At 57.0% G+C, this 18,188-nt stretch carries 17 protein-coding genes; 2 read left to right on the top strand and 15 right to left on the bottom strand.

Annotated elements, in window-relative coordinates:
- Nucleotides 1-6 precede the first annotated feature (6 nt).
- The 10 genes from Dvar_RS02690 to Dvar_RS02645 all read right to left on the bottom strand — a co-directional run bounded on the left by Dvar_RS02690 (nt 7) and on the right by Dvar_RS02645 (nt 9,180).
- The gene (locus Dvar_RS02690) at nt 7-354 is read right to left on the bottom strand and encodes a hypothetical protein (protein WP_419660191.1); all 348 of its coding nucleotides are present in this window, start codon (nt 352-354) and stop codon (nt 7-9) included.
- A complete protein-coding gene (locus tag Dvar_RS02685; RefSeq protein WP_419660190.1) occupies nt 351-827 on the bottom strand; it encodes a MauE/DoxX family redox-associated membrane protein in 477 nt (158 codons plus the stop codon). Before Dvar_RS02685 ends, Dvar_RS02690 begins: the two co-directional genes overlap by 4 nt.
- On the bottom strand, nt 824-2,539 hold the full coding sequence (locus tag Dvar_RS02680; RefSeq protein ID WP_419660189.1) for a rhodanese-like domain-containing protein: 1,716 nt from the start codon (nt 2,537-2,539) through the stop codon (nt 824-826). Before Dvar_RS02680 ends, Dvar_RS02685 begins: the two co-directional genes overlap by 4 nt.
- Before the next feature lie 22 nt (nt 2,540-2,561).
- A complete protein-coding gene (locus Dvar_RS02675) occupies nt 2,562-3,131 on the bottom strand; it encodes a TlpA family protein disulfide reductase (protein ID WP_419660188.1) in 570 nt (189 codons plus the stop codon).
- Nucleotides 3,132-3,140: 9 nt separating this feature from the next.
- A complete protein-coding gene (locus Dvar_RS02670; RefSeq protein WP_419660187.1) occupies nt 3,141-3,878 on the bottom strand; it encodes a response regulator in 738 nt (245 codons plus the stop codon).
- Between the two features lie 189 nt (nt 3,879-4,067).
- Entirely contained in the window at nt 4,068-5,939 is a 1,872-nt protein-coding gene (locus Dvar_RS02665) for an ATP-binding protein (RefSeq protein WP_419660186.1), read from the bottom strand.
- A complete protein-coding gene (locus Dvar_RS02660; protein ID WP_419660185.1) occupies nt 5,924-7,108 on the bottom strand; it encodes an ABC transporter substrate-binding protein in 1,185 nt (394 codons plus the stop codon). Before Dvar_RS02660 ends, Dvar_RS02665 begins: the two co-directional genes overlap by 16 nt.
- Complete coding sequence (locus tag Dvar_RS02655; protein ID WP_419660184.1) at nt 7,105-7,605, bottom strand: TlpA disulfide reductase family protein; 501 nt, start codon at nt 7,603-7,605, stop codon at nt 7,105-7,107. The genes Dvar_RS02660 and Dvar_RS02655 overlap by 4 nt, the downstream gene beginning before the upstream one ends.
- Before the next feature lie 91 nt (nt 7,606-7,696).
- Nucleotides 7,697-8,692 carry a hypothetical protein gene (locus Dvar_RS02650; protein WP_419660183.1) on the bottom strand — a complete coding sequence of 332 codons (996 nt, stop codon included), beginning with the start codon at nt 8,690-8,692 and terminating at the stop codon, nt 7,697-7,699.
- Between the two features lie 65 nt (nt 8,693-8,757).
- Nucleotides 8,758-9,180, bottom strand: a complete 423-nt coding sequence (locus tag Dvar_RS02645; RefSeq protein WP_419660182.1) for a hypothetical protein — start codon at nt 9,178-9,180, stop codon at nt 8,758-8,760.
- A gap of 232 nt (nt 9,181-9,412) precedes the next feature.
- Here Dvar_RS02645 and Dvar_RS02640 point away from each other — a divergent pair, with 232 nt between their 5' ends.
- Together Dvar_RS02640 and Dvar_RS02635 are read left to right on the top strand one after the other, a co-directional pair.
- The gene (locus tag Dvar_RS02640; RefSeq protein ID WP_419660181.1) at nt 9,413-13,015 is read left to right on the top strand and encodes a DUF3683 domain-containing protein; all 3,603 of its coding nucleotides are present in this window, start codon (nt 9,413-9,415) and stop codon (nt 13,013-13,015) included.
- Between the two features lie 26 nt (nt 13,016-13,041).
- Nucleotides 13,042-13,779 (top strand): acyl-[acyl-carrier-protein] thioesterase, encoded by a 738-nt coding sequence (locus tag Dvar_RS02635; RefSeq protein ID WP_419660180.1) that lies wholly within the window; start codon nt 13,042-13,044, stop codon nt 13,777-13,779.
- A gap of 38 nt (nt 13,780-13,817) precedes the next feature.
- Here Dvar_RS02635 and Dvar_RS02630 read toward each other — a convergent pair whose 3' ends face one another.
- The 5 genes from Dvar_RS02630 to Dvar_RS02610 are packed head-to-tail and all read right to left on the bottom strand — an operon-like array spanning nt 13,818 to nt 18,094.
- On the bottom strand, nt 13,818-14,237 hold the full coding sequence (locus Dvar_RS02630) for a hypothetical protein (RefSeq protein ID WP_419660179.1): 420 nt from the start codon (nt 14,235-14,237) through the stop codon (nt 13,818-13,820).
- Between the two features lie 27 nt (nt 14,238-14,264).
- On the bottom strand, nt 14,265-15,227 hold the full coding sequence (locus tag Dvar_RS02625; RefSeq protein WP_419660178.1) for an oligopeptide/dipeptide ABC transporter ATP-binding protein: 963 nt from the start codon (nt 15,225-15,227) through the stop codon (nt 14,265-14,267).
- Entirely contained in the window at nt 15,224-16,237 is a 1,014-nt protein-coding gene (locus Dvar_RS02620) for an ABC transporter ATP-binding protein (RefSeq protein ID WP_419660177.1), read from the bottom strand. Before Dvar_RS02620 ends, Dvar_RS02625 begins: the two co-directional genes overlap by 4 nt.
- Entirely contained in the window at nt 16,234-17,157 is a 924-nt protein-coding gene (locus tag Dvar_RS02615) for an ABC transporter permease (RefSeq protein ID WP_419660176.1), read from the bottom strand. The genes Dvar_RS02620 and Dvar_RS02615 overlap by 4 nt, the downstream gene beginning before the upstream one ends.
- Nucleotides 17,150-18,094, bottom strand: coding sequence for an ABC transporter permease (locus Dvar_RS02610; RefSeq protein WP_419660175.1), 945 nt, complete (start codon nt 18,092-18,094; stop codon nt 17,150-17,152). The genes Dvar_RS02615 and Dvar_RS02610 overlap by 8 nt, the downstream gene beginning before the upstream one ends.
- Nucleotides 18,095-18,188: the final 94 nt, after the last annotated feature.

The raw sequence follows: 18,188 nt of genomic DNA, 5'->3' as shown, positions 1-18,188 counted from the left end.
ATGGTACTACTCCTGGCGCTCGAAGAGAATCACACCCGTGCCGGGCATATCGATACGGATGCGCTCACCGTCGATGACACCCTGGATGATACCGCCGGCCTGGGTATGCAGTCGAATGGTCTTCTCGTGCAAGCTCCACCGGAATGGGGCGTTGTCCGTTTCGATGGACCAGAGTCCCTTTCCGCCTGCCTGCAGCTCCAGCGTGGCCGACGGCCGGTCCGGCTGGCCGGTGTCTACCGCCTGGTATTTGCCCACGATGGTCTCATGCCGGTCACAATGCAAACATAGAAATGACATGCATGTGATCAACAAAACAAGGCCCATCGCCACCGCTTGAGAGCGATTGGTTTTCATTCCATCTCCCTGGCAATCCTGTCGAGTTTATATTCCAAGTGAAAATAGCGGTCGTAGAAAAAGACATGCACGGCCATAACAACCCAAATCAGATCCCGCACCAGGGTTTTCCAGCTGATGCTATCCCCCAGGGTGTGAAAACAGCCGCAGTCAATGGGAGCCTTCCAGATCAGGTTGACGGCAATGCCGGCCGTAAACATGATCAGCAGCGTTCCGATCACCACGATCGCCGAGCGCACACGGATCCCACATAAGAGTAGAATGCCGCTGACCAGTTCGACCCATGGCATGGCGACGGCCATGGCGTTCACGGCCCAGTGGGGCACCATGCGATAGCTGGCGATGGTCTCGGCAAATTCGGCGGTATAGTTGATCTTCACCATGCCGGCATAAATGAACAGGCCGGCAAGATAAAGGCGCAGGATCAGCGCGACAAGGGGGTGGGTGAGCATCCGTTTGAAGGTCGCCATCATGGCCCCACCTCAAACCCGCTGGCCCGCCACGCCGTTAATCCGCCGCGCAGCACAAATACATGCGCGTGGCCGCGCTGGGCGAGCTGAAACGCCAGTTCCTCATCATAGTGGCGGCTGACGTTCCGGCCATAGATCACGATGGGCCGCTGAGGGTCGATCTTGCTGAAGCGCATCATATAGACAAAATCGAAAAGAGCCAGGGGCAGGTTCAGCGCACCCTGAATATGCCCCTGGTTGAAAAATTCCGTGGGCCGGGCGTCGACCATGAGTATTTCTCCAGCATCCATCCGCCTTCTGGCGTCATGAATGTCGATACTGGCCGGCTCCGGGTACTGCCAGACACGGGGCGCCAGGGGGATGCCCGACGGACTGGCATAATTGTAGATCACCCCCAGAATGGTACCGGCCACCACCATGAGAACAATATCGAAAACCGATACCCGGGTCGTTCGCCTGAGGGCCCGGGTGATGGCGGCCTTGATCCGCTCACCGGCTTTTTCCATGCCATCGATGGCCAGACGACATTCGGAAAGCGCCTGGACGGTTTTTTCCTGAACCATGGTCTTTTGCTGCTGCTCGGCATGCAGATGGGTAATCGTCTCAAAGGATCGGCTGTTTTTCAAAAACGCCAGAAAGGTGTGCGTAAACACCTGCAGCAGTTTCTGGTCATTGGCCTCGTAAGGATGTTCCACCAGCCGCTGGCCCAGGCATACCACCCCCTTTGCCTGTCCATCGATCTGAAAAAGCACCCCCAGCTTGATGCGCGGGATAAACCGATCAAGCCTCTTGAATTGCTCCGGTGGCATGGCAGCCGCCTGCGCCGTTTCGCCATGCAAGCCGAAACTCGACCCAAATATCGCCGCCAGCAGGTTGCTAACCTCGTCCGGCCCAGCGGGGCCAAGGCTATCGCCGGATCCCCGCAAGGCGGCATGGGTTTTCCCGGAAACAGGGTCGGCGTAGAAAATAGCGCCGCTCCGGGCACTGAAAATGCCCAGCATGACCAGCAAGAAGGCATCCATGATCTTGGTACTCTCGGTCAGGCCGCTGAGTTCGTGGAAGATATCGTTGAATCCGGAGAGCCTGAAGCCGGCCTCCTCCAATTCCGTCTTGAGGACGTCATTGCGCTGGTTGGCCTCGTCCGCCTTTTGCCTGGCCTGATTCAATTCGTTGGTCAGGGAATGCAGCAGGGCATTGTCCGCCATGGCGCGCATTTCCATCAGCATATGGTCCACCAGGTGGTAGAGAAAATCGATATCGCTGTCGCTAAATGGTGCGCCCTTCAAGCCTTCCCCAATGCCCATCAGACCGGCCAGATCGGTGGTCGATCGCCAACCGATCAGAATGCAAAGCGCCGGAGTAGACGACAGTAGGGGAAGATCAGGACTGACCGGCAATATCCGAACCCGGGTGCAATCGGCGTCAGGGGAATTGTCTCCGGCGGCAAAGCAGCAGGCCATCAGATCGTCCCACCGGCGGTCCACGGCCAGAAGGGTCTTGTCATCCAGCCCGCGGCCGACCACATGACGGCGTTCTGCTCCCGACCGGCACCAGCTGCTGAATCCGCACGCCGCCCCCAACGCACCCATGGCCGTGAGCAGGACGCTGTCGATGACCTTGGCGGGTGATTCCAGACGGCTGAACTCCACCTGGGCCTGGCGGACGACCTGGCGCAGGAAGCGCCGCCGGTCATCGGCCAGGGAAGTGGCGGTCATTGGCGCACAGGCGTCCATCGGTCTACTGACCAGCCAGGGATTTCAGGGTGGCATAAAAGGCATCCATATCCTTGATGATGCCCAGGTGGTCCCACACCACCTGTCCCGCTCTGGTGGCCACCAGATTGAAGGGGGTGCGCGGCTCGCCCAGCTGTTTATGCAGCGCAAAGGATTCATCGATGATGATGGGATAGGGAATGTGGGCATCGCGCACCAGATAGGCCGCCTCCATGGCCGAGGCCCCGACGGCGATCCCTATAAATTTGACCGTTGCCGCCAGCCGGGCATCCTTCTGAACGCGATGATACAGGCGGTTGATGTGCGGCCGCTGATGATGGCACTGGGGGCAATAGACACCAATGATCTCGATAACGAGAAAATCGGCCTTCACATCGGCCAGGGTAAAAGATTGTCCGGCATCAACGCCCAGGTAATCACAATCCTTCTGGGTTGCCGGTGCGCCAAGGGTAAGCGGGGGCAGCTGCCCGCCCTTGCGGGGGGTGGCGGTCGCCTCGCAAAACCCCGGGCCTCCCCATCCTGCAATCACCGCAACGATTCCAAACAGCCAGATGAGTCGTCTTGCTTGCATCATGGTTGCACCTCATTTGCATTCACCGTTCAAGTAGGTTTTGGCCTCCTGTTCATCGGCGGCAATCGCCGCCAGCTGGGTGATGCCCACCATGTCAAAAATCTGGGCAAAATTTCCGGTAATGCCGGTGATCGCCACCGCCTGGTGCTTTTTGCGACATTCCGACAGCAATTGAATCAAGACACCGAGTCCGGCGCCGTTGATGGTGGTATTCTGATCAAAGCGCAGCAGAATCTTGCTTTTAGGGCTGGGTTCCCCGCCGGCATAAGCATCCATCAGCTCCCGTTCGGATGCGGCGCTGACATGGCCCGTAATCTCGATGATGTGAAGATCGTTTTCCTGGCGGCTGTCGATGCCGGTAGTATCTGCCTTGGCCGCATGGATGCGTTCTTCGGCGCGGTGCAGGGCGGCGTCCAGGGCGGAGCGGTGAATGGGTTTGTTGATGAAATCGGTGGCTTCGTGATTCAGGGCCTTGACGGCCAGCTCCATGTCACCGTGGCCGGTAATGACGATCACTTCGGTTTGAGGCGCCTCGGCCTTGATGCGGTCCAACACGTCAAAACCGTCCATGCCGGGCATTTTGATGTCGGTGAAGACTATCGCCGGTCGCTCGGCGGCAAACATCTCCAATCCCTGAAGACCGTTTTCGGCCAGCAGCACGTCGTACCCATAGGCCTTGAGAAAAAGCTGGAACATGCTCAAGGTCGGTTTCTCGTCATCAATTACCAGAACTTTGTGCGCCTGCATCATACACTCCCTGCCCGTACATGTTCACGGGGCTAAAATGACCAATTGATTGTAAAATACTGGCCTGTAAGCGTTTACAGGGTGCCGCAGATGGGCGGCGCCGGGCACGCCGACGTACTAGTCGTACTTCAAGTGCCCGGGAACAAAGCAGATGTGGTGCCCTGTGAACGCTTACTCCTGCCCGGTTTCGCTTCAGGGAACCATCGGGAAACTCAAATGAAAGGTGGTCCCCCGGCCTTCAATGCTGTCGATTTGGATTTTTCCGCCGTAATCCTCAACGATCCCGTTGGTGATGGAAAGCCCCAGTCCCATTCCTTCGCCCATCTTTTTGGTGGTAAAAAAAGCTTCGAAAATCTGGTCCTTGACCGTCGGATCGATGCCGATGCCGGTATCTGAAACACAGACCACCACCCGGTCATTGTCGGTATAGCTTCTGATGACAATGGTGCGCTGGTTGTTGCGCAGGGTTGACTCTTCCTTCAGATTGATGGCATCCCGGGCGTTGGTTAAAAGGTTGAAGATCACCTGCTCCATGCGGTTGTGGTGGGCCAGTATGGCCGGCAGATTTTCCGTCAACTGCAGCTGGACATCGATATTCTGCAGGCGAAGCTGCCGGCCGATGATGTCCAGTACTGAGATGATGGGATCATTGATGAAAATCTTCTCCTTGGTAAAATCGGTTTTTCGGCCAAAATCCCTGAGCCGGCGGATAATCCCTTCCGCCCGGTCGACCTGGCTGCTCACTTCACGGACGATCTGGAAGAGCTGCTGCTCAGTCACAGGCATTTCCTTTTCGATCATCATCTCCAGAAAATCACTGCCCATTTTGATGGCGTTAAGGGGCTGGTTGAGTTCATGGGCGATACCGGCGGACATCTCCCCCAGGGTCGTCATCTTGCTGGCCTGAATCAACTGGCTGTCCTTTTCCACCATCTCGGAAATATCGGTGGTGGCCACGATCAGCGCCTGCTTGTTTTCGAAATGCACCGGGCAGGCATGTACGTTGACATAGATCGCCTCGCCGTTTTTCTTCAGATACTGCACCTTGGAACTGACGCTGGTGACGCGGCCGGTCGGCTGGGTGGAGAACGTCAGCAACTGATCGGCACTCAACTCAAACGGCCCCAGGTCGGTAAACGGACGCCCCACCAGTTCTTCCCGGGTATAGCCAAAAGTTTCCTCGGCGCTGGGGTTGGCGCTGAGAATGTTAAGGCTTTGGCGATCCAGCACGAAAATGGGGTTGGGACCGCTGGCAAACAGGGAGCGATACTTGTTGTCCGATTCTTTAAGCTTGGCCTGGGATTCCTTGATCCGGTTGGTCATGTTGATGAAAGAGCGTGACAGTTGACGGACCTCATCCTTGTCGCCGCTTCGCTCAAGCCCGCTTTCCATCTTCAGTTCGATATCGAAAATGCCGCGGCTGATCTCGTCGGACACCCGGGTCAGTTTAGCGATCGGGCGGGTGATCGTCTTGGCCAGATGATGACTGATGATGAAGAAGAAGAGAATCACCACCGACACAAACCCCAGAAAGGTCGTGCGCAGCTTGTTGATCAGCACATCAATGTGCTTTTTGTACAGTCCCACATGCACAGCGCCGATGCGATAGATCCCCTCGTTGACAGCCACGGCCACATCGTAGACCTTGTCGTTGTCCATCGTCATCAACTGAATCCGGTGGTCTTTTTCCGGGTCGATCCGATTGGCAGTGGCGATTTGTGCGGGGAAATCGCGGATAAACGTATGGGCCAGAATCCGGTCCTGCTTATCTATAATGAACACATAGCCGACCAGTTCCCGGCGCGCGCCCAGCCGGGCATCGAAAATAAGGCTGGTCAGCTGGGGGATGTCTTCGGTAAGCAGATCGCTTCTGCAGCTTTCAGCAATACTGTAACCGATGCCCAGGCCGCGCAGTTTGAGTTCCGATGTCAGCGTGGAGATTAGAATCCAGCGCGTGAACAGGGCGATCAGCACACTGATCAGCAAAATCACGACCGTGACCGAGAAGAATATCTTATTCTTCAGGCTGCGATTTTTAATGCTGTCGATCAGTGGTTGCGCCATACAAATTTTCCATCCTGAAGGTAGGTAAAGTAAACCCTTTCCAACCCTTGGTGATCACTGGCACTGAAAGACAAAAGGTTGTCAATGCCCAGATCCAGGTTATGGATCGATTCGATGCTGTTGATGAAGGTTTCGCGGTTCAGATCCCGCCCGGCCCGCTTGAGCCCTTCTACCAATACCTTGGCGTTGATGTAGCCTTCCAGGCTCACGAAATTGGGTCGATCCGCCGGATAGTAGCGCCGTAGCAGCTCGATATATTCCTGGGCACCCCAGAGCTGCTGCGTTTCGGACACCTCCGGCGGCGGCACCACCTGGGTAACGATAATTTTCTCATCAACGTCGCCGAGCAGCCGGGCCAACTCGTCGGCTCCCACAAAGGAAACATTATAGAAAACAGGAGAAAAACCCTTTTGGCTGGCCAGACGGATAAATTTGGCGCAGGGCTCATAGGTGCCGATCATCACCACAGCTTCGGCCCCGCTGGCCATGATTTTACGTAGGCCCTCCGCCACATCCAGGGTGCCGCGGATGTACGTACCCGTGGCTACCGGCACCAGTCCATAGGGGCGCAGGGCGATCTCCGTTCCTTTCAGGCCGTCGAATCCGTAGGCATCGTACTGATAAAAGACGGCGATCCGTTCAAGTTTGAGTTCTTCGACAAGATGTTTCACCGCCGCACCGGTCTCCTGGTAATAGGACGCACGAACATTGATCACATAACGGTTGTGGGGTTCCCGGAGTGCGTTGGCGCCGGTGAACATGCCGACCACGGGGATTCTGGCCTCGTCGACCAGGGGCAGAATTTTGACCGTTGTAGGTGTGCCCATATAGCAGAAAAGGGCAAACACCTTGTCTTCGATAATCAGCTTCTGGGTGTTGGTTACACAGCGGGGGGGATCATAGCCGTCATCATAGACCTTCACATGAATCCTGCGGCCATGGATGCCGCCCAAATCGTTGACGTGCTGAATATAGGCCAGGGCCCCATGCAGGGTTTGGGTTCCCAGGTATCCGGCGTGTCCGCCCAGGGCCAGGGAAGACCCGACCCGCACCTGGTCATCGGTAATCCCCGGGGACAAAATGGTGGACAGGGGATCTTCAGGGGTGTTGGTGCAGGCCATCATCATGCTGGTCAACACCCCCAGAATAATGATGATGGATCTTTTCATTTGATCAAGTCCTGAATTTTGGCTTCGAGAAATGTATAGGAACATGTTCCGGGTATTTTTTCAACCCGATGATCTTTTTTGATTAAAAAAATCATTGGAATACCGATCAACCTGAGCGCATCGACAGCGGATTCGCCCACCCAGTAAACGGGAAAATCCACCCGATGGTCGCTTAACACCCGCTGCATGGCCTGCGGTCCGCCGGCGTCGATACTGATGGCCACAAAGTGCAGTCCACTTTGGTGAAAATGCTGGTACAGGCGGTTGAGGGTCGGCAGCATGGTTTTACAGTGTCCGCACCAGGATGCGGTGAAGAACATCAGGTACATCCCCTGTCCGCCACCCATCAGCCGATTCAACTCGTCCATGGACATGGTTTCAATCCGGGAGGACGCGGCCCAGGCAGCCTGTCGCCCGGATAATGGATACAAAAGGAGGCCCATGCCGATGGTCAAGCACAGGCATGCTGCTCGGATTTGTTTTTCAACGCGCTGCATAGCGGGCCTTCAAATTAAATAATGACGGATATTCGCCCCAAATGATTGTCAAATAATTATAACAGAGGTGGGTTACGATAAGGTTACAAGTCTATCCCATGAACCCGGTGTAAAAATAGACCCCATAGGCAAGGGTCAGCGTGGCCCCCATGAACCGCGGCAGGCGGCCCATGACGGAAATAAAGAAAAGGTGCAGCAAACCGGCAGCCAAAATAATGACAATTCCGATCATCATCTGGGCCGGGACCTGAATCACGCAAAAAAGGGCAAACAGACCGATACACATGGGAATACAGATATGCCCGTCGCCGACCTGGGAGCTGTAAACAATGTCCGCGCGGCCGGCCCAGGCATAGTAAGCGGCCAGGGTCGCATTGGGCAAAACCATGAGGCAGCCGCTCAGCATCCCCAGCTGATCGTAGAGGATAAACCCAGGGCCAAGGGCCATGACCCAGGCCACGAGGCGGTCGACCCCATGCAACACGCCGGCACCCAGAAGCACAATCAGAAAGATATCGCCCCAAATGGTCCAGGGCAGGCTGCGCCGCTTATGAATATTGTACTTGAGCACGTCGAATACATGCAGCACCTGCCAGAAGATAAAAATACCCACCAACACCAGACCATCGCCAAAATCCAGCCGCCCGTCACGGCCCAACGCCCATAGGGCCCCCGTAAAGAAAAAAAGCGCGACAATGGTCAGCACTAAACTAAGGCTGTTCAGGCGCTGCAATTTGGATGGGGGACGGCGCCCGCCTTTGGCCGAACGGCGGGGGACGATATTGAGGGTCCACACCAGGGCCGGCAACCCAATCAGCAGGGTCAGATTGGTAACGTTATTGACAATACAGTTCTCTAAAATCACCGATCCGCTGCCTCCCTGGCGACCCAGGGAAAAGGCGAACATCAGGTTGGGGAATCCGGATGCATAGGGCATGACCAGGGTCCCCAGCACGGTACCTTCCAGCCCTTTGCGCTCCAGCACGTTGAGCCGATAAACCATCAGCATGGAGCATGCAATGAAAAGCAGCAGCGAAAACCAGGGATCCAGGGATTGAAGGAATCGATACCCCTGTGCCCCATGCATAAACGCGGCTTTACAAAAAGCGCTGAGATGACTAACGATGTCGAGAAAGAGAGACAATGGTGCCGTTACTCATGCGAATGATCGGCGACCAAATCGTTCCAGCGGTTTTCCAACGCCCGCATCTCTCCCACCAACACCTCCAGTTTATCCACATCGATCCGGGGAACGTCCAGTTTTTCGGCGTAGGTGTAAACTTTTTGTTTTTCAGGCAGGCTGAAGTTGCCATCCATGGATGCAATCATGATCGCATCTTTAAGAACGCGCAACGCGGTCAGGCGGGACACTTTTTGGGCCTCGACTTCAAATTGATTGTCGGTATCTCTGAGCACGAGTTCGTAGTCTACACCCATCTCGATGGCTTGTTTACGGATGTAGGCATATTCGGCAGGACCATTATCCTTGTCCGCCCGTGCGATCGTTACCAGTATCTTCAGGTATGTTTCACGATCAAAATCAGTGGAACGTTTTCCCTGGTTTGCGTCTTGCATCCGTCTTTCTCCCCCTTGGCGTTGCTTGATTAATACTTACGCATACATGATTCTTTTAATATCGGCATTATCATTTAATAGTTGAAAGAGTTGCTAAACGATTCGAATTGTGATTTGGAAGCGGTTTTTTACTAAGCTTAGACGCTGGCGCCTTTTTGGAATCTTTTTTATGGAAGTATAATACTAATTTTTCAACCCGGCGTTTCGATATGATCTATATGTGGTCCACAACATGTCAAAAAAAGAAAGAATCATCCCTTTTAATTACACGTCGGCCGATGATGGCCAGATCATTCGCCTTTTAATTGGCGACGACGCTTTTAACCGTCTTCAAAAAAGCCGCCTGCTTGACCGGGGCGGGCCCTTGCAGCGCCCCCTGGCACGTTTTTTGGGCGATATGTTCATGCTGCGGCGCAATCCGTTTTTACGTCACGACCTGATTGCCTCCACTCGTTTTCACCACCACTATTTTGGTACCATCGGGCAGGATCTGGACATGGTCCGACAAGCGGCAGCCGAGCACACCGATCTCGCACCGGTGGTCGACGACTGCCACCGGTGCCTGGCCGATAGCGATGCCGGCATCCGCAACATTCGCGACGGCCAACGTCGGATCGTTCGTCAATTGGCCCCCATCGTCGGCCGCGACAATGTCTTTATCGATCCGTTCACCATCAACGCCCATGTGACCGACGCCACCAACTGGCGGCTTTGCCTGCCGGTGGCCGTGGTCCGCCCCACCACCCAGGCTCAGGTACCGTTGGTGATCCAGGCCCTGGCCACGGCCGGTTTCAAGGTCATTCCCCGTGGTGGCGGAACAGGCCTAACCGGCGGCAGCGTGCCACTGGCGGGTGGCTGTGTAATCGTCAATACTGAACGGCTCAACCGCATCCACGGCATCGAGCAGAACAACAGCCAGGCATCGGATGAGGCTGAGGCCGTTTTGCACCTGGAAACCGGTGTAATCACCAATGCGGCCATGGACTATGCCAAAGGCCATGGATTTGTGTTTGCCACCGATCCCACCAGTTCCTGGGCCTGTACCATCGGCGGCAATATCGCCGAAAACGCCGGCGGTAAAAAAGCCGTGCTCTGGGGCACGGCCATCGACAATGTGCTGGATTTCACCATGGCCATGCCCGACGGCCATCTTTACACGATCCGCCGCGTGGCCCCTACCTGGCGGCGCATTCTGCCTGGGGACCGGTTGCGTTTCGAGGTGATCGATGACACGGGCGCCGTGGTCCGCGCCGTGGACCTGACCGGTCTGGACATTCGACAGCCCGGCCTGGGCAAAGACATCACCAACAAGGCCCTGGGCGGTGTACCCGGGCTTCAGAAAGAGGGCACCGACGGTATCATCACCTCGGCACGCTTTATTCTACATCGCCCCTATCCGGTTCAGGCCACCTGCTGCCTGGAATTTTTCGGCGAGGACATGGACGAGGCCAGCCGGGCCATTGCCGCCATGTGCGATGCGTTTCCCAACCGCGGTGAAGAAACCCTCATGGCCCTGGAGCATTTCGACGATGCCTATGTGCGCGCCATCGGCTACAAGGTCAAAGCCCCACGCCAGGACCTGCCCAAGGCCGTACTGTTGGTGGACATGGTGGGCCATGACGAGGCTCAGATCCAGCGCGGTCTTGACCGACTCGATACGCTCATGGCCGACTACCCCAATACGCACCTGTTTATCGCTGAAAATGATGCAGAAGCCGAGCGCTTCTGGCGGGACCGCAAACGGCTGGGGGCCATTGCCCGGCGGACCCAGTCCTTCAAGCTCAACGAGGATATCGTCCTGCCCATTTGTGCTCTGGCCGAGTTCGCCCAGTTCGCCGATGATATCAATGCCGAAGAGCAGCGCGAAAATCAGCTGGACCTGGTATTTCGCCTGGGCACGCACCTGGAAACCGCCACGCCGCTGGAAGATCCCGAATGGCTGGCCGCCAAGCTGCCGGCCGCCAAACAGCTGTTCATGGCGGCCCTGGAGCGGATCCGGCTGGCCGGCAAGCATCACCTGCAGGAGGAAACTCATATCCGCCAGCTCAAGACCGAGCTGGAAGACCTCTTCAGCGGATACGTAAAAATCAACCAGGAAATTGAAGAGATTTACGCCGATACCCGCTCGCGCCTGATCGTCATCGCCACCCACATGCACGCCGGCGACGGCAACATCCATGTCAACATTCCGGTTTTTTCCAATGACCGGGAGATGATGATCCGGGCCGCCGAAACCGCCGATGCGGTCATGGCCAAGGCCGTGGAACTGGACGGGTCGGTGAGCGGTGAACACGGCATCGGGTTCACCAAGTTCAAATACCTGGACAAGGCGCGCATCGAGGCCTTGCGGCAGTACCGCCAGCGCGTGGATCCGGAAGGGATCATGAATCCGGGCAAGTTGGCAGATGCGCGGGCGTCCGGTTTGGTGTACGCCCCGTCATTCAACCTGCTGGAACTGGAGGCGAGCATTCTGCGCCACGCGGAACTGGAGGCCCTGGCCGAGCAGATCTCCGGTTGTGTGCGCTGCGGACGCTGCAAAACACCCTGCTGCGTGTTCCATCCCCAGGAGAATCTGTTCTACCATCCGCGCAACAAGAACCTGGCCGTGGTGGCCCTGATCGAAGCCATCCTGTACCAAACCCAGCGTTTTCGTTCCACCGGGTTCGATGCCCTCAAATACCTGGGCCAGGTGGCCGATCACTGCACCATTTGCCACAAATGCCAGCCGCCCTGCCCGGTGGACATCGACAGCGGCGCTGTTTCCCTGCTTGAGCGGCAGATTCTCACCGACCGTCGCTACCGCAAGACCGCGCCAGCCACCCGTTTTGCCCTGGCATTTCTGGATACCCAATCCCGGGTGGTCAATGCCGTTTTACGGCCCACGGCCCTGTGGGCGGGCAGTCGCATGCAGCGCCTTGCAGCCTGGACCCTGAACCTGCTGCCCGGCAAGCGAAAAGCCAGCAGTCGCGGCGTAACATCCCTTTTACGATCGGCCATGCCGCCGGTGCCATCGGGCACCCTTTACAGTCGGCTGCCCGCCTGCGGTACCGGACAGGCAGTGATCATCGAGCCTGAAGAACCAGCCAAGGACACGATTTTCTACTTTCCCGGCTGCGGCTCCGAGCGCCTTTATTCACAAATCTCCCTGGCTGCAATCCACATTCTGACCCATGCCGGTTCTCGCGTAATTCTGCCCCCACCGTTTCAATGCTGCGGTTTTCCAGCCCAGGTCAACGCCAAAGCAGAACTGCACCGCAGCCAGGCCATGCGCGTGGCCATCATCCTCAGCCAGATTCGCGAGCGGTTCGGCCATTTTCAGTTCACTGCCGTGGCGGTGAGCTGCGGCACCTGCCGGGAAGCGCTGGTGGGTATGAATGCCCCGGCCATTTTCGATGCCCCCATGGCCGATGTCAGCCGTCTTTTCATCGACCGCGGCCTGACGGCAGACATTTCCCCCGACTGTCTCTATCATGCACCCTGCCACGACAGTCTGGACGGTGAAGGTCCTGCCCTTCTCAAGCGGCTGGGACAACCGGCCACTATTGTCCCGTATTGCTGCGGGGAGGCCGGGACCCTGGCCCTGAGCCGTCCGGATATCGCGGCAGCCATGCGCGCCCGCAAAAAAGATGCGTTTAAAGCGGCGATGGAGGAAACCGCAGGTAAAACGCTTGTGCTCACCAACTGCCCGGCCTGTATCTCCGGACTGGGGCGTAACCAGGGAATGGGGCTTAAAATCCGCCATCTGGCCGTGGAACTGGCGCGCGCTGTGGACGGTGACCAATGGCTGAAGAAGAGCCGGGTGTGGCAGCAAGGTGCAAAAGTAGTGCGTTTCTGATAAGAGCCTGTTTGAAAAGGAAAGCTATGAAAATCAAGCAAACCACAACAGTGCAATACGACGACGTGGATACGGATTTTCGGATGAAATTGCCGGTTTTGTTTCAACGGCTCCAGCGGGCGGCCCTGCACCATTCTGAATCAGTAGGATTGAGTAATGAGAAGATGGTGGCCGACGGTGCAGTCTGGATTCTAAACCGCATGCTCGTGAGAATTCAGCGATTGCCGGTCTACCGGGAACCGCTTACCGTGCGTACCTGGCACAAGGGATCGGTTGGATTTCGGGCCGGCAGGGATTATCAGCTCTTCTGCAATCAGGAGCAGGTGGCCGCGGCGACCAGCCAGTGGCTCTTTTTCGATCTCAACAAAAAACGAATCACCAAAATCCCCAAAGCGGTATCAGCGCCTTACACGGCCGAGGCAGAAGAAGTTCTCGGTGCGGGAGCCATTGATTTTGCCGTGGACAAAGCCGCACCCCTTAAGGAGACGATGACGATTACAACCCGCGCGGGGGATTTGGATCCCAACGGCCACGTCAATAACGCGGCCTATCTGGACTACCTGGACACCTTGATCAAGCGCTCGAGCATGCCTTCTGGCATGGTCACCCAGGTGGGCATTCAGTACTTCAAAGAAATCGGGCAGGATGTACACGACATCCAGGCCGGCCTGACCCACCAGACCGATACCGCGCATTTTCGTTTTTATGATTCATCCGCCGTATATGCCGCCGGATTTGTCACTTTTGGTGTCCCTTTAGGGTAGTCGCATTTTGATTGCTTCCCTTTTTCGGATGATAGCATCTACGGATTTTCCTCGTTTTCCGGAAACGGTCGCTGATGGCTTCCGATGGCGAGAACCTTTTCCTGATCGTCAATGGCCTTGACCGTAATCTTATACTGCCCGGGCGTCCAGGACGGGCACGGCCCCTGGATTTCTTTGAACCGATCCTGGGTAATGTTCCCGTCACCTGTAAACGGCATGACAACCGTTCCATGGTCATACTTATAGGCATGATCAAACATGCTGATGACGAGAAATTGGGTTTGGGAGGGTATGCCCTCCACATGAATTTCCGGATTGCCCCACCCGCAAGGCTTCATTCCCTCCCATGAGAATTCTACCACCAACGGGGTTGCCTTCGGATAAGGCTCGTTTTTTTCACATCCAGGCGCAAATAAAACGATCCCGAGTAGAAAACAGGGAATCATCCACTCCCTCATGACCACCTCCTTAAATGCTAAAATGGGTCAAGACAATGGAAAGTGACACGCCACATGCCGTTTTGCGTCAATCCGAGTCAACTGCGGTTTTCGCTCAGTACAAACACGTCGGGAACAGGGACAACGAGGATGGAATCGGCACCCCGGCGGTGGATCGAGCACCGACGGAACCCTGGCATCGCGTCGTGTCATTTGCCACCGTACCCGGTCTGCCGGAAATGATGAAACCGCCGCCATCAATGCGGCCGTATAGGGATGGGCGGGGGCGGCAAAAAGGGCTTCGTTGGGAGCAATTTCACACATCTCGCCCAGATACATCACCGCCACCCGGTCGGCCATGTGCTTCAAGACGGCTATATCATGCGTGATGAAGACCATGCTGAGCCCGAACCGAACGCGCATCTTTTCCAGAAGATTGATGATCTGGGCCTGGACCGAGACATCCAATGAGGATACCGGCTCGTCACAGATTAGAATCTCGGGCCGGGCCATCAAAGCCCTGGCCACTTGAATGCGTTGGCACTGTCCGCCGGAGAACTGAAAGGGGCGATGATCGATGGTATCCGGATCAAGCCCGACCGCGTCCATCATCTCATGCACTTTGGATCGACGATAAATGTTATTCCCTTCTTTCATGAGAACAAGCGGCATGGCAATGGTTTGCCCGACGTTTCGCCTGGGATTCAACGCCGCCATGGAATCCTGGAAAATCAATTGCAGGCGCGGCCTGACCTGTTTCAAGCGCCCTTTGCCGATCCGTGCCAAATCTTCTCCATTAAAAAGAACACGTCCGGCACTGGGCCGGGGAAGCTGGACCACGGCCCTGGCCAGAGAAGACTTCCCGCACCCGGATTCACCGACCAATCCAAGGGTCTCCCCCTTTTTCAGGTCAAACGAGACCGCGCACACGGCATCCAGCCGTTTTCTCCTGCCGACATCGAAACTGACGCTAAGGTCGACGACCTCTAAAATCGGTATTTTTGCTTTCATGCCCCACCTTTTGCCAGCGGATACCAGCAGGCGAACCAGTGATCCGGATGCCCGGCCGCCGGTAATAACGGCGGCGGTTTGCTGAAGCAGAGGGGGTGCGCAACCTCGCAGCGAGGTGAGAAGGCACACCCCTGGATGGGCCGTATCAGGTCCGGCGGCTGCCCCCGGATGGACCGCAGCGGGGAGTGAGGCGGGGCATCCAGACGCGGCATGCAATCCGTCAATGCTTGGCTATAGGGCATGCGCATGCCGCCAAAAAATCGATCGGCCGGCGCTTTCTCGACAATGCCGCCGGCATACATGACCGCGATCTCATGGGCCCGCCGGGCTGCCATGCTCAGATCGTGCGTCACCAGAATCATGGTCATCTGGCGCTGTTCCTGCAGCCGGCACAGCAAATTGAGAAGTTCCTCCTGAACCGTGGCGTCAAGGGCGGTGGTGGGCTCATCGGCAATCAACAACACCGGCTGGCAGGCAATGGCCATGGCAGTGGCCACCCGTTGACGCATGCCGCCGGAAAGCTGGTGAGGGTAGTAATCCACACGCTGTTTCGGATCCGGTACGTCGACCTGATCCAAAAGCGCCATGGCCTGGTCGCGGGCCGTGCGCGAGTCCATGTGAAGATGGACCCTCAGTGTTTCGGCAATCTGCCGGCCGATGGTCATGACCGGATTAAGGGAGGAAAGGCAGTCCTGAAACACCATGGCGATTTGCCGTCCGCGGATGTGGCGATAGGCCGATTCCGACAGCCCGGCCAGATCCTGGCCCTCAAAAACGATTTCCGCCTCGGGGGTGAGGGTTGCGCCATCCGGCAAAAGGCCCATCAGCGCCCGGCACAATACACTCTTTCCGCATCCGGATTCACCGACCAGCCCCAAAGTTCTGCCGCGCGCCAGGGTCAGGGACACCCCGTCAACGGCGCGCACATCGCCATGGCGGGTGGGCAGGCGGACGCCCAGTCCTTGGATGCTCAGTAAAGGCGGGTCGCTGGAAACATTGCGCGTGCTCATAACTGCCCCTGCCTGAAATCGATGATTGCGCGCAGCCGGTCGCCGATCAGGTTGAAGGACAGCACCGTCACAAACATGACCAGCGATGGCAGCAGGCTGACATGCGGTGCCAGCGACAGAACCTCCTTGCCCTCGGCGATCATGCCGCCCCAGCTCGGCGTCGGGGCCGGCACGCCGAGCCCGATGAAACTCAGCGCCCCCTCGGCAACGATCATGTAAGCAACGACGAGGAGTCCATAGACCACCAGGGGCAAAATGATATTGGGCAATATTTCCCGCAGCAAAATACTCATATCGCCCTGGCCGAGCATGCGCGCGCTGTGTACGAACGCCTGCTGGGAGAACTTCAGGGTACTGGCCCGGGCCACACGGATGAAGACCGGGATCGTCAACACCGCCAGGGCGATGATAATGTTGATCAGCCCCTGCCCCAGATAAAATGTGATCGCCAGGAGCAGCACAATCCCGGGAAATGCAAGAATAGCGTCGACCATCACCCCCACCACCGTTTCCAGCGCCCCCCGGTAGAATCCGGCCAGCATGCCCAGCGTTCCGCCGACGATCAGTCCGATCAGGGGCGTGAGCAGTCCCACAGCCAGGGACACCCGGGCACCGAAGATCAGTCGCGTCAGGATGTCCCGCCCCATGGTATCGGTCCCTAAGATGTGCACGAACTGGACCGGCCCTGCGGATTCATCACCACCCTGATCCGGCAGCAGACTCACCGTTCCCGGCGGTGCCGCCGGGTGGTCCCAGTGCATGCGATCATAGGGCGGCAAGGCCCAGCATCCCGCAGTCAGCGCCAAGGCAAAAACCACGGCCAGCCACAACAGGGCCAGCCAGAAGGATACCCCCAGGGCCTCGGACAGCGGCCGTTGACCATTGCGGCCAACCGGTATGTCTTTGCTTGCTTCAGCCAATGGCGTTCTTTCTGCGAATTCGTGGATCGAGCACTGCGTAACAAACGTCCACGATACCGTTTACCGCCACATAGGCGATGGCGATAAAAAGGATGCACCCCTGAACGATCATGAAATCCCTGCCGAAAATGGCCCCCACCATCAGGCGGCCGATTCCCGGCAGGGCAAAAACGATCTCGACGATCAGCGATCCGCCGATCAGATGACCGATGTGAAGGCCCAAGAGGGTAATCAGCGTGAACAGGGAAGAACGCAGGGCATGGCAAAGCAGGATTCGGGCCGGGGGCAACCCTTTGGATCGGGCCACTAAAATATAGTCTTCCTTGAGCGTCGTTATCATATCGCTTCTCAGGGTGCGCATGAGCGGTACCCACTCGATCAGGGCAATACTCATCGCCGGCAGAATCATGGATCGTAGGTTGTCGATCAGCCCCTGGGAAATGGGGATGTAGCCGGTGGCCGGCAGCCATCCAAGTGTCAGGGCAAACACGAGGACCAGCACCAGCGCCATGACAAACACCGGCACGGACATGGTGGCAAAGGCCATGCAGCCGCAAATTTTGTCGGTAATCGATCCGGGTCGGTAAGCCGTGTAAATGCCGATGGGAACGGCAAGACACAGGGAAATCATCTGGGCCAGCACCATCAACTCGATGGTCACCGGCAGCCGGGCTGAAATCGCATCCCACACCTTCTCGTGCGTCAGGTAGGAAACGCCGAGATCGCCGGTGAAGGCCCGGCCCAGCCAAGTAAGGTAACGCAGGGCGATGTTTTTATCGAGACCGAGCGACTGCCTGATGGCCTGCACGTCTTGCAGGGAGGCGTCCGGCCCGGCGATCTGGTAGGCCACATCGCCGGGCAGACGATCCACCATCAAAAACGTAATGGCACTGACCGTCAAAACGACGGCAACCAAGCGCAGTATTCGCTTTCCCATGGCCCCCCCACCGTTTTGTTTGGATCTTTGATGTGTTGATCATTATATTTTGGATATCCCCATGCTTTTCCCTTACCTGTCAACCAGAAAAACC

It is taken from the genome of Desulfosarcina variabilis str. Montpellier (assembly GCF_048565275.1).
Lineage (GTDB): Bacteria > Desulfobacterota > Desulfobacteria > Desulfobacterales > Desulfosarcinaceae > Desulfosarcina > Desulfosarcina variabilis.
This window is presented reverse-complemented; position numbering and strand designations above follow the sequence as displayed.

Excerpts from the sequence above, each read along its gene's own strand:
- Dvar_RS02675 (WP_419660188.1), bottom strand. The coding sequence starts at position 3,131 with ATGATGCAAGCAAGACGACTCATCTGGCTGTTTGGAATCGTTGCGGTG.
- Dvar_RS02635 (WP_419660180.1), top strand. The coding sequence starts at position 13,042 with ATGAAAATCAAGCAAACCACAACAGTGCAATACGACGACGTGGATACG.
- Dvar_RS02625 (WP_419660178.1), bottom strand. The coding sequence starts at position 15,227 with ATGAAAGCAAAAATACCGATTTTAGAGGTCGTCGACCTTAGCGTCAGT.
- Dvar_RS02680 (WP_419660189.1), bottom strand. The coding sequence starts at position 2,539 with ATGACCGCCACTTCCCTGGCCGATGACCGGCGGCGCTTCCTGCGCCAG.
- Dvar_RS02655 (WP_419660184.1), bottom strand. The coding sequence starts at position 7,605 with ATGCAGCGCGTTGAAAAACAAATCCGAGCAGCATGCCTGTGCTTGACC.
- Dvar_RS02670 (WP_419660187.1), bottom strand. The coding sequence starts at position 3,878 with ATGATGCAGGCGCACAAAGTTCTGGTAATTGATGACGAGAAACCGACC.
- Dvar_RS02685 (WP_419660190.1), bottom strand. The coding sequence starts at position 827 with ATGATGGCGACCTTCAAACGGATGCTCACCCACCCCCTTGTCGCGCTG.
- Dvar_RS02640 (WP_419660181.1), top strand. The coding sequence starts at position 9,413 with ATGTCAAAAAAAGAAAGAATCATCCCTTTTAATTACACGTCGGCCGAT.
- Dvar_RS02610 (WP_419660175.1), bottom strand. The coding sequence starts at position 18,094 with ATGGGAAAGCGAATACTGCGCTTGGTTGCCGTCGTTTTGACGGTCAGT.
- Dvar_RS02645 (WP_419660182.1), bottom strand. The coding sequence starts at position 9,180 with ATGCAAGACGCAAACCAGGGAAAACGTTCCACTGATTTTGATCGTGAA.
- Dvar_RS02660 (WP_419660185.1), bottom strand. The coding sequence starts at position 7,108 with ATGAAAAGATCCATCATCATTATTCTGGGGGTGTTGACCAGCATGATG.
- Dvar_RS02620 (WP_419660177.1), bottom strand. The coding sequence starts at position 16,237 with ATGAGCACGCGCAATGTTTCCAGCGACCCGCCTTTACTGAGCATCCAA.
- Dvar_RS02665 (WP_419660186.1), bottom strand. The coding sequence starts at position 5,939 with ATGGCGCAACCACTGATCGACAGCATTAAAAATCGCAGCCTGAAGAAT.
- Dvar_RS02630 (WP_419660179.1), bottom strand. The coding sequence starts at position 14,237 with ATGAGGGAGTGGATGATTCCCTGTTTTCTACTCGGGATCGTTTTATTT.
- Dvar_RS02650 (WP_419660183.1), bottom strand. The coding sequence starts at position 8,692 with ATGCATGGGGCACAGGGGTATCGATTCCTTCAATCCCTGGATCCCTGG.
- Dvar_RS02690 (WP_419660191.1), bottom strand. The coding sequence starts at position 354 with ATGAAAACCAATCGCTCTCAAGCGGTGGCGATGGGCCTTGTTTTGTTG.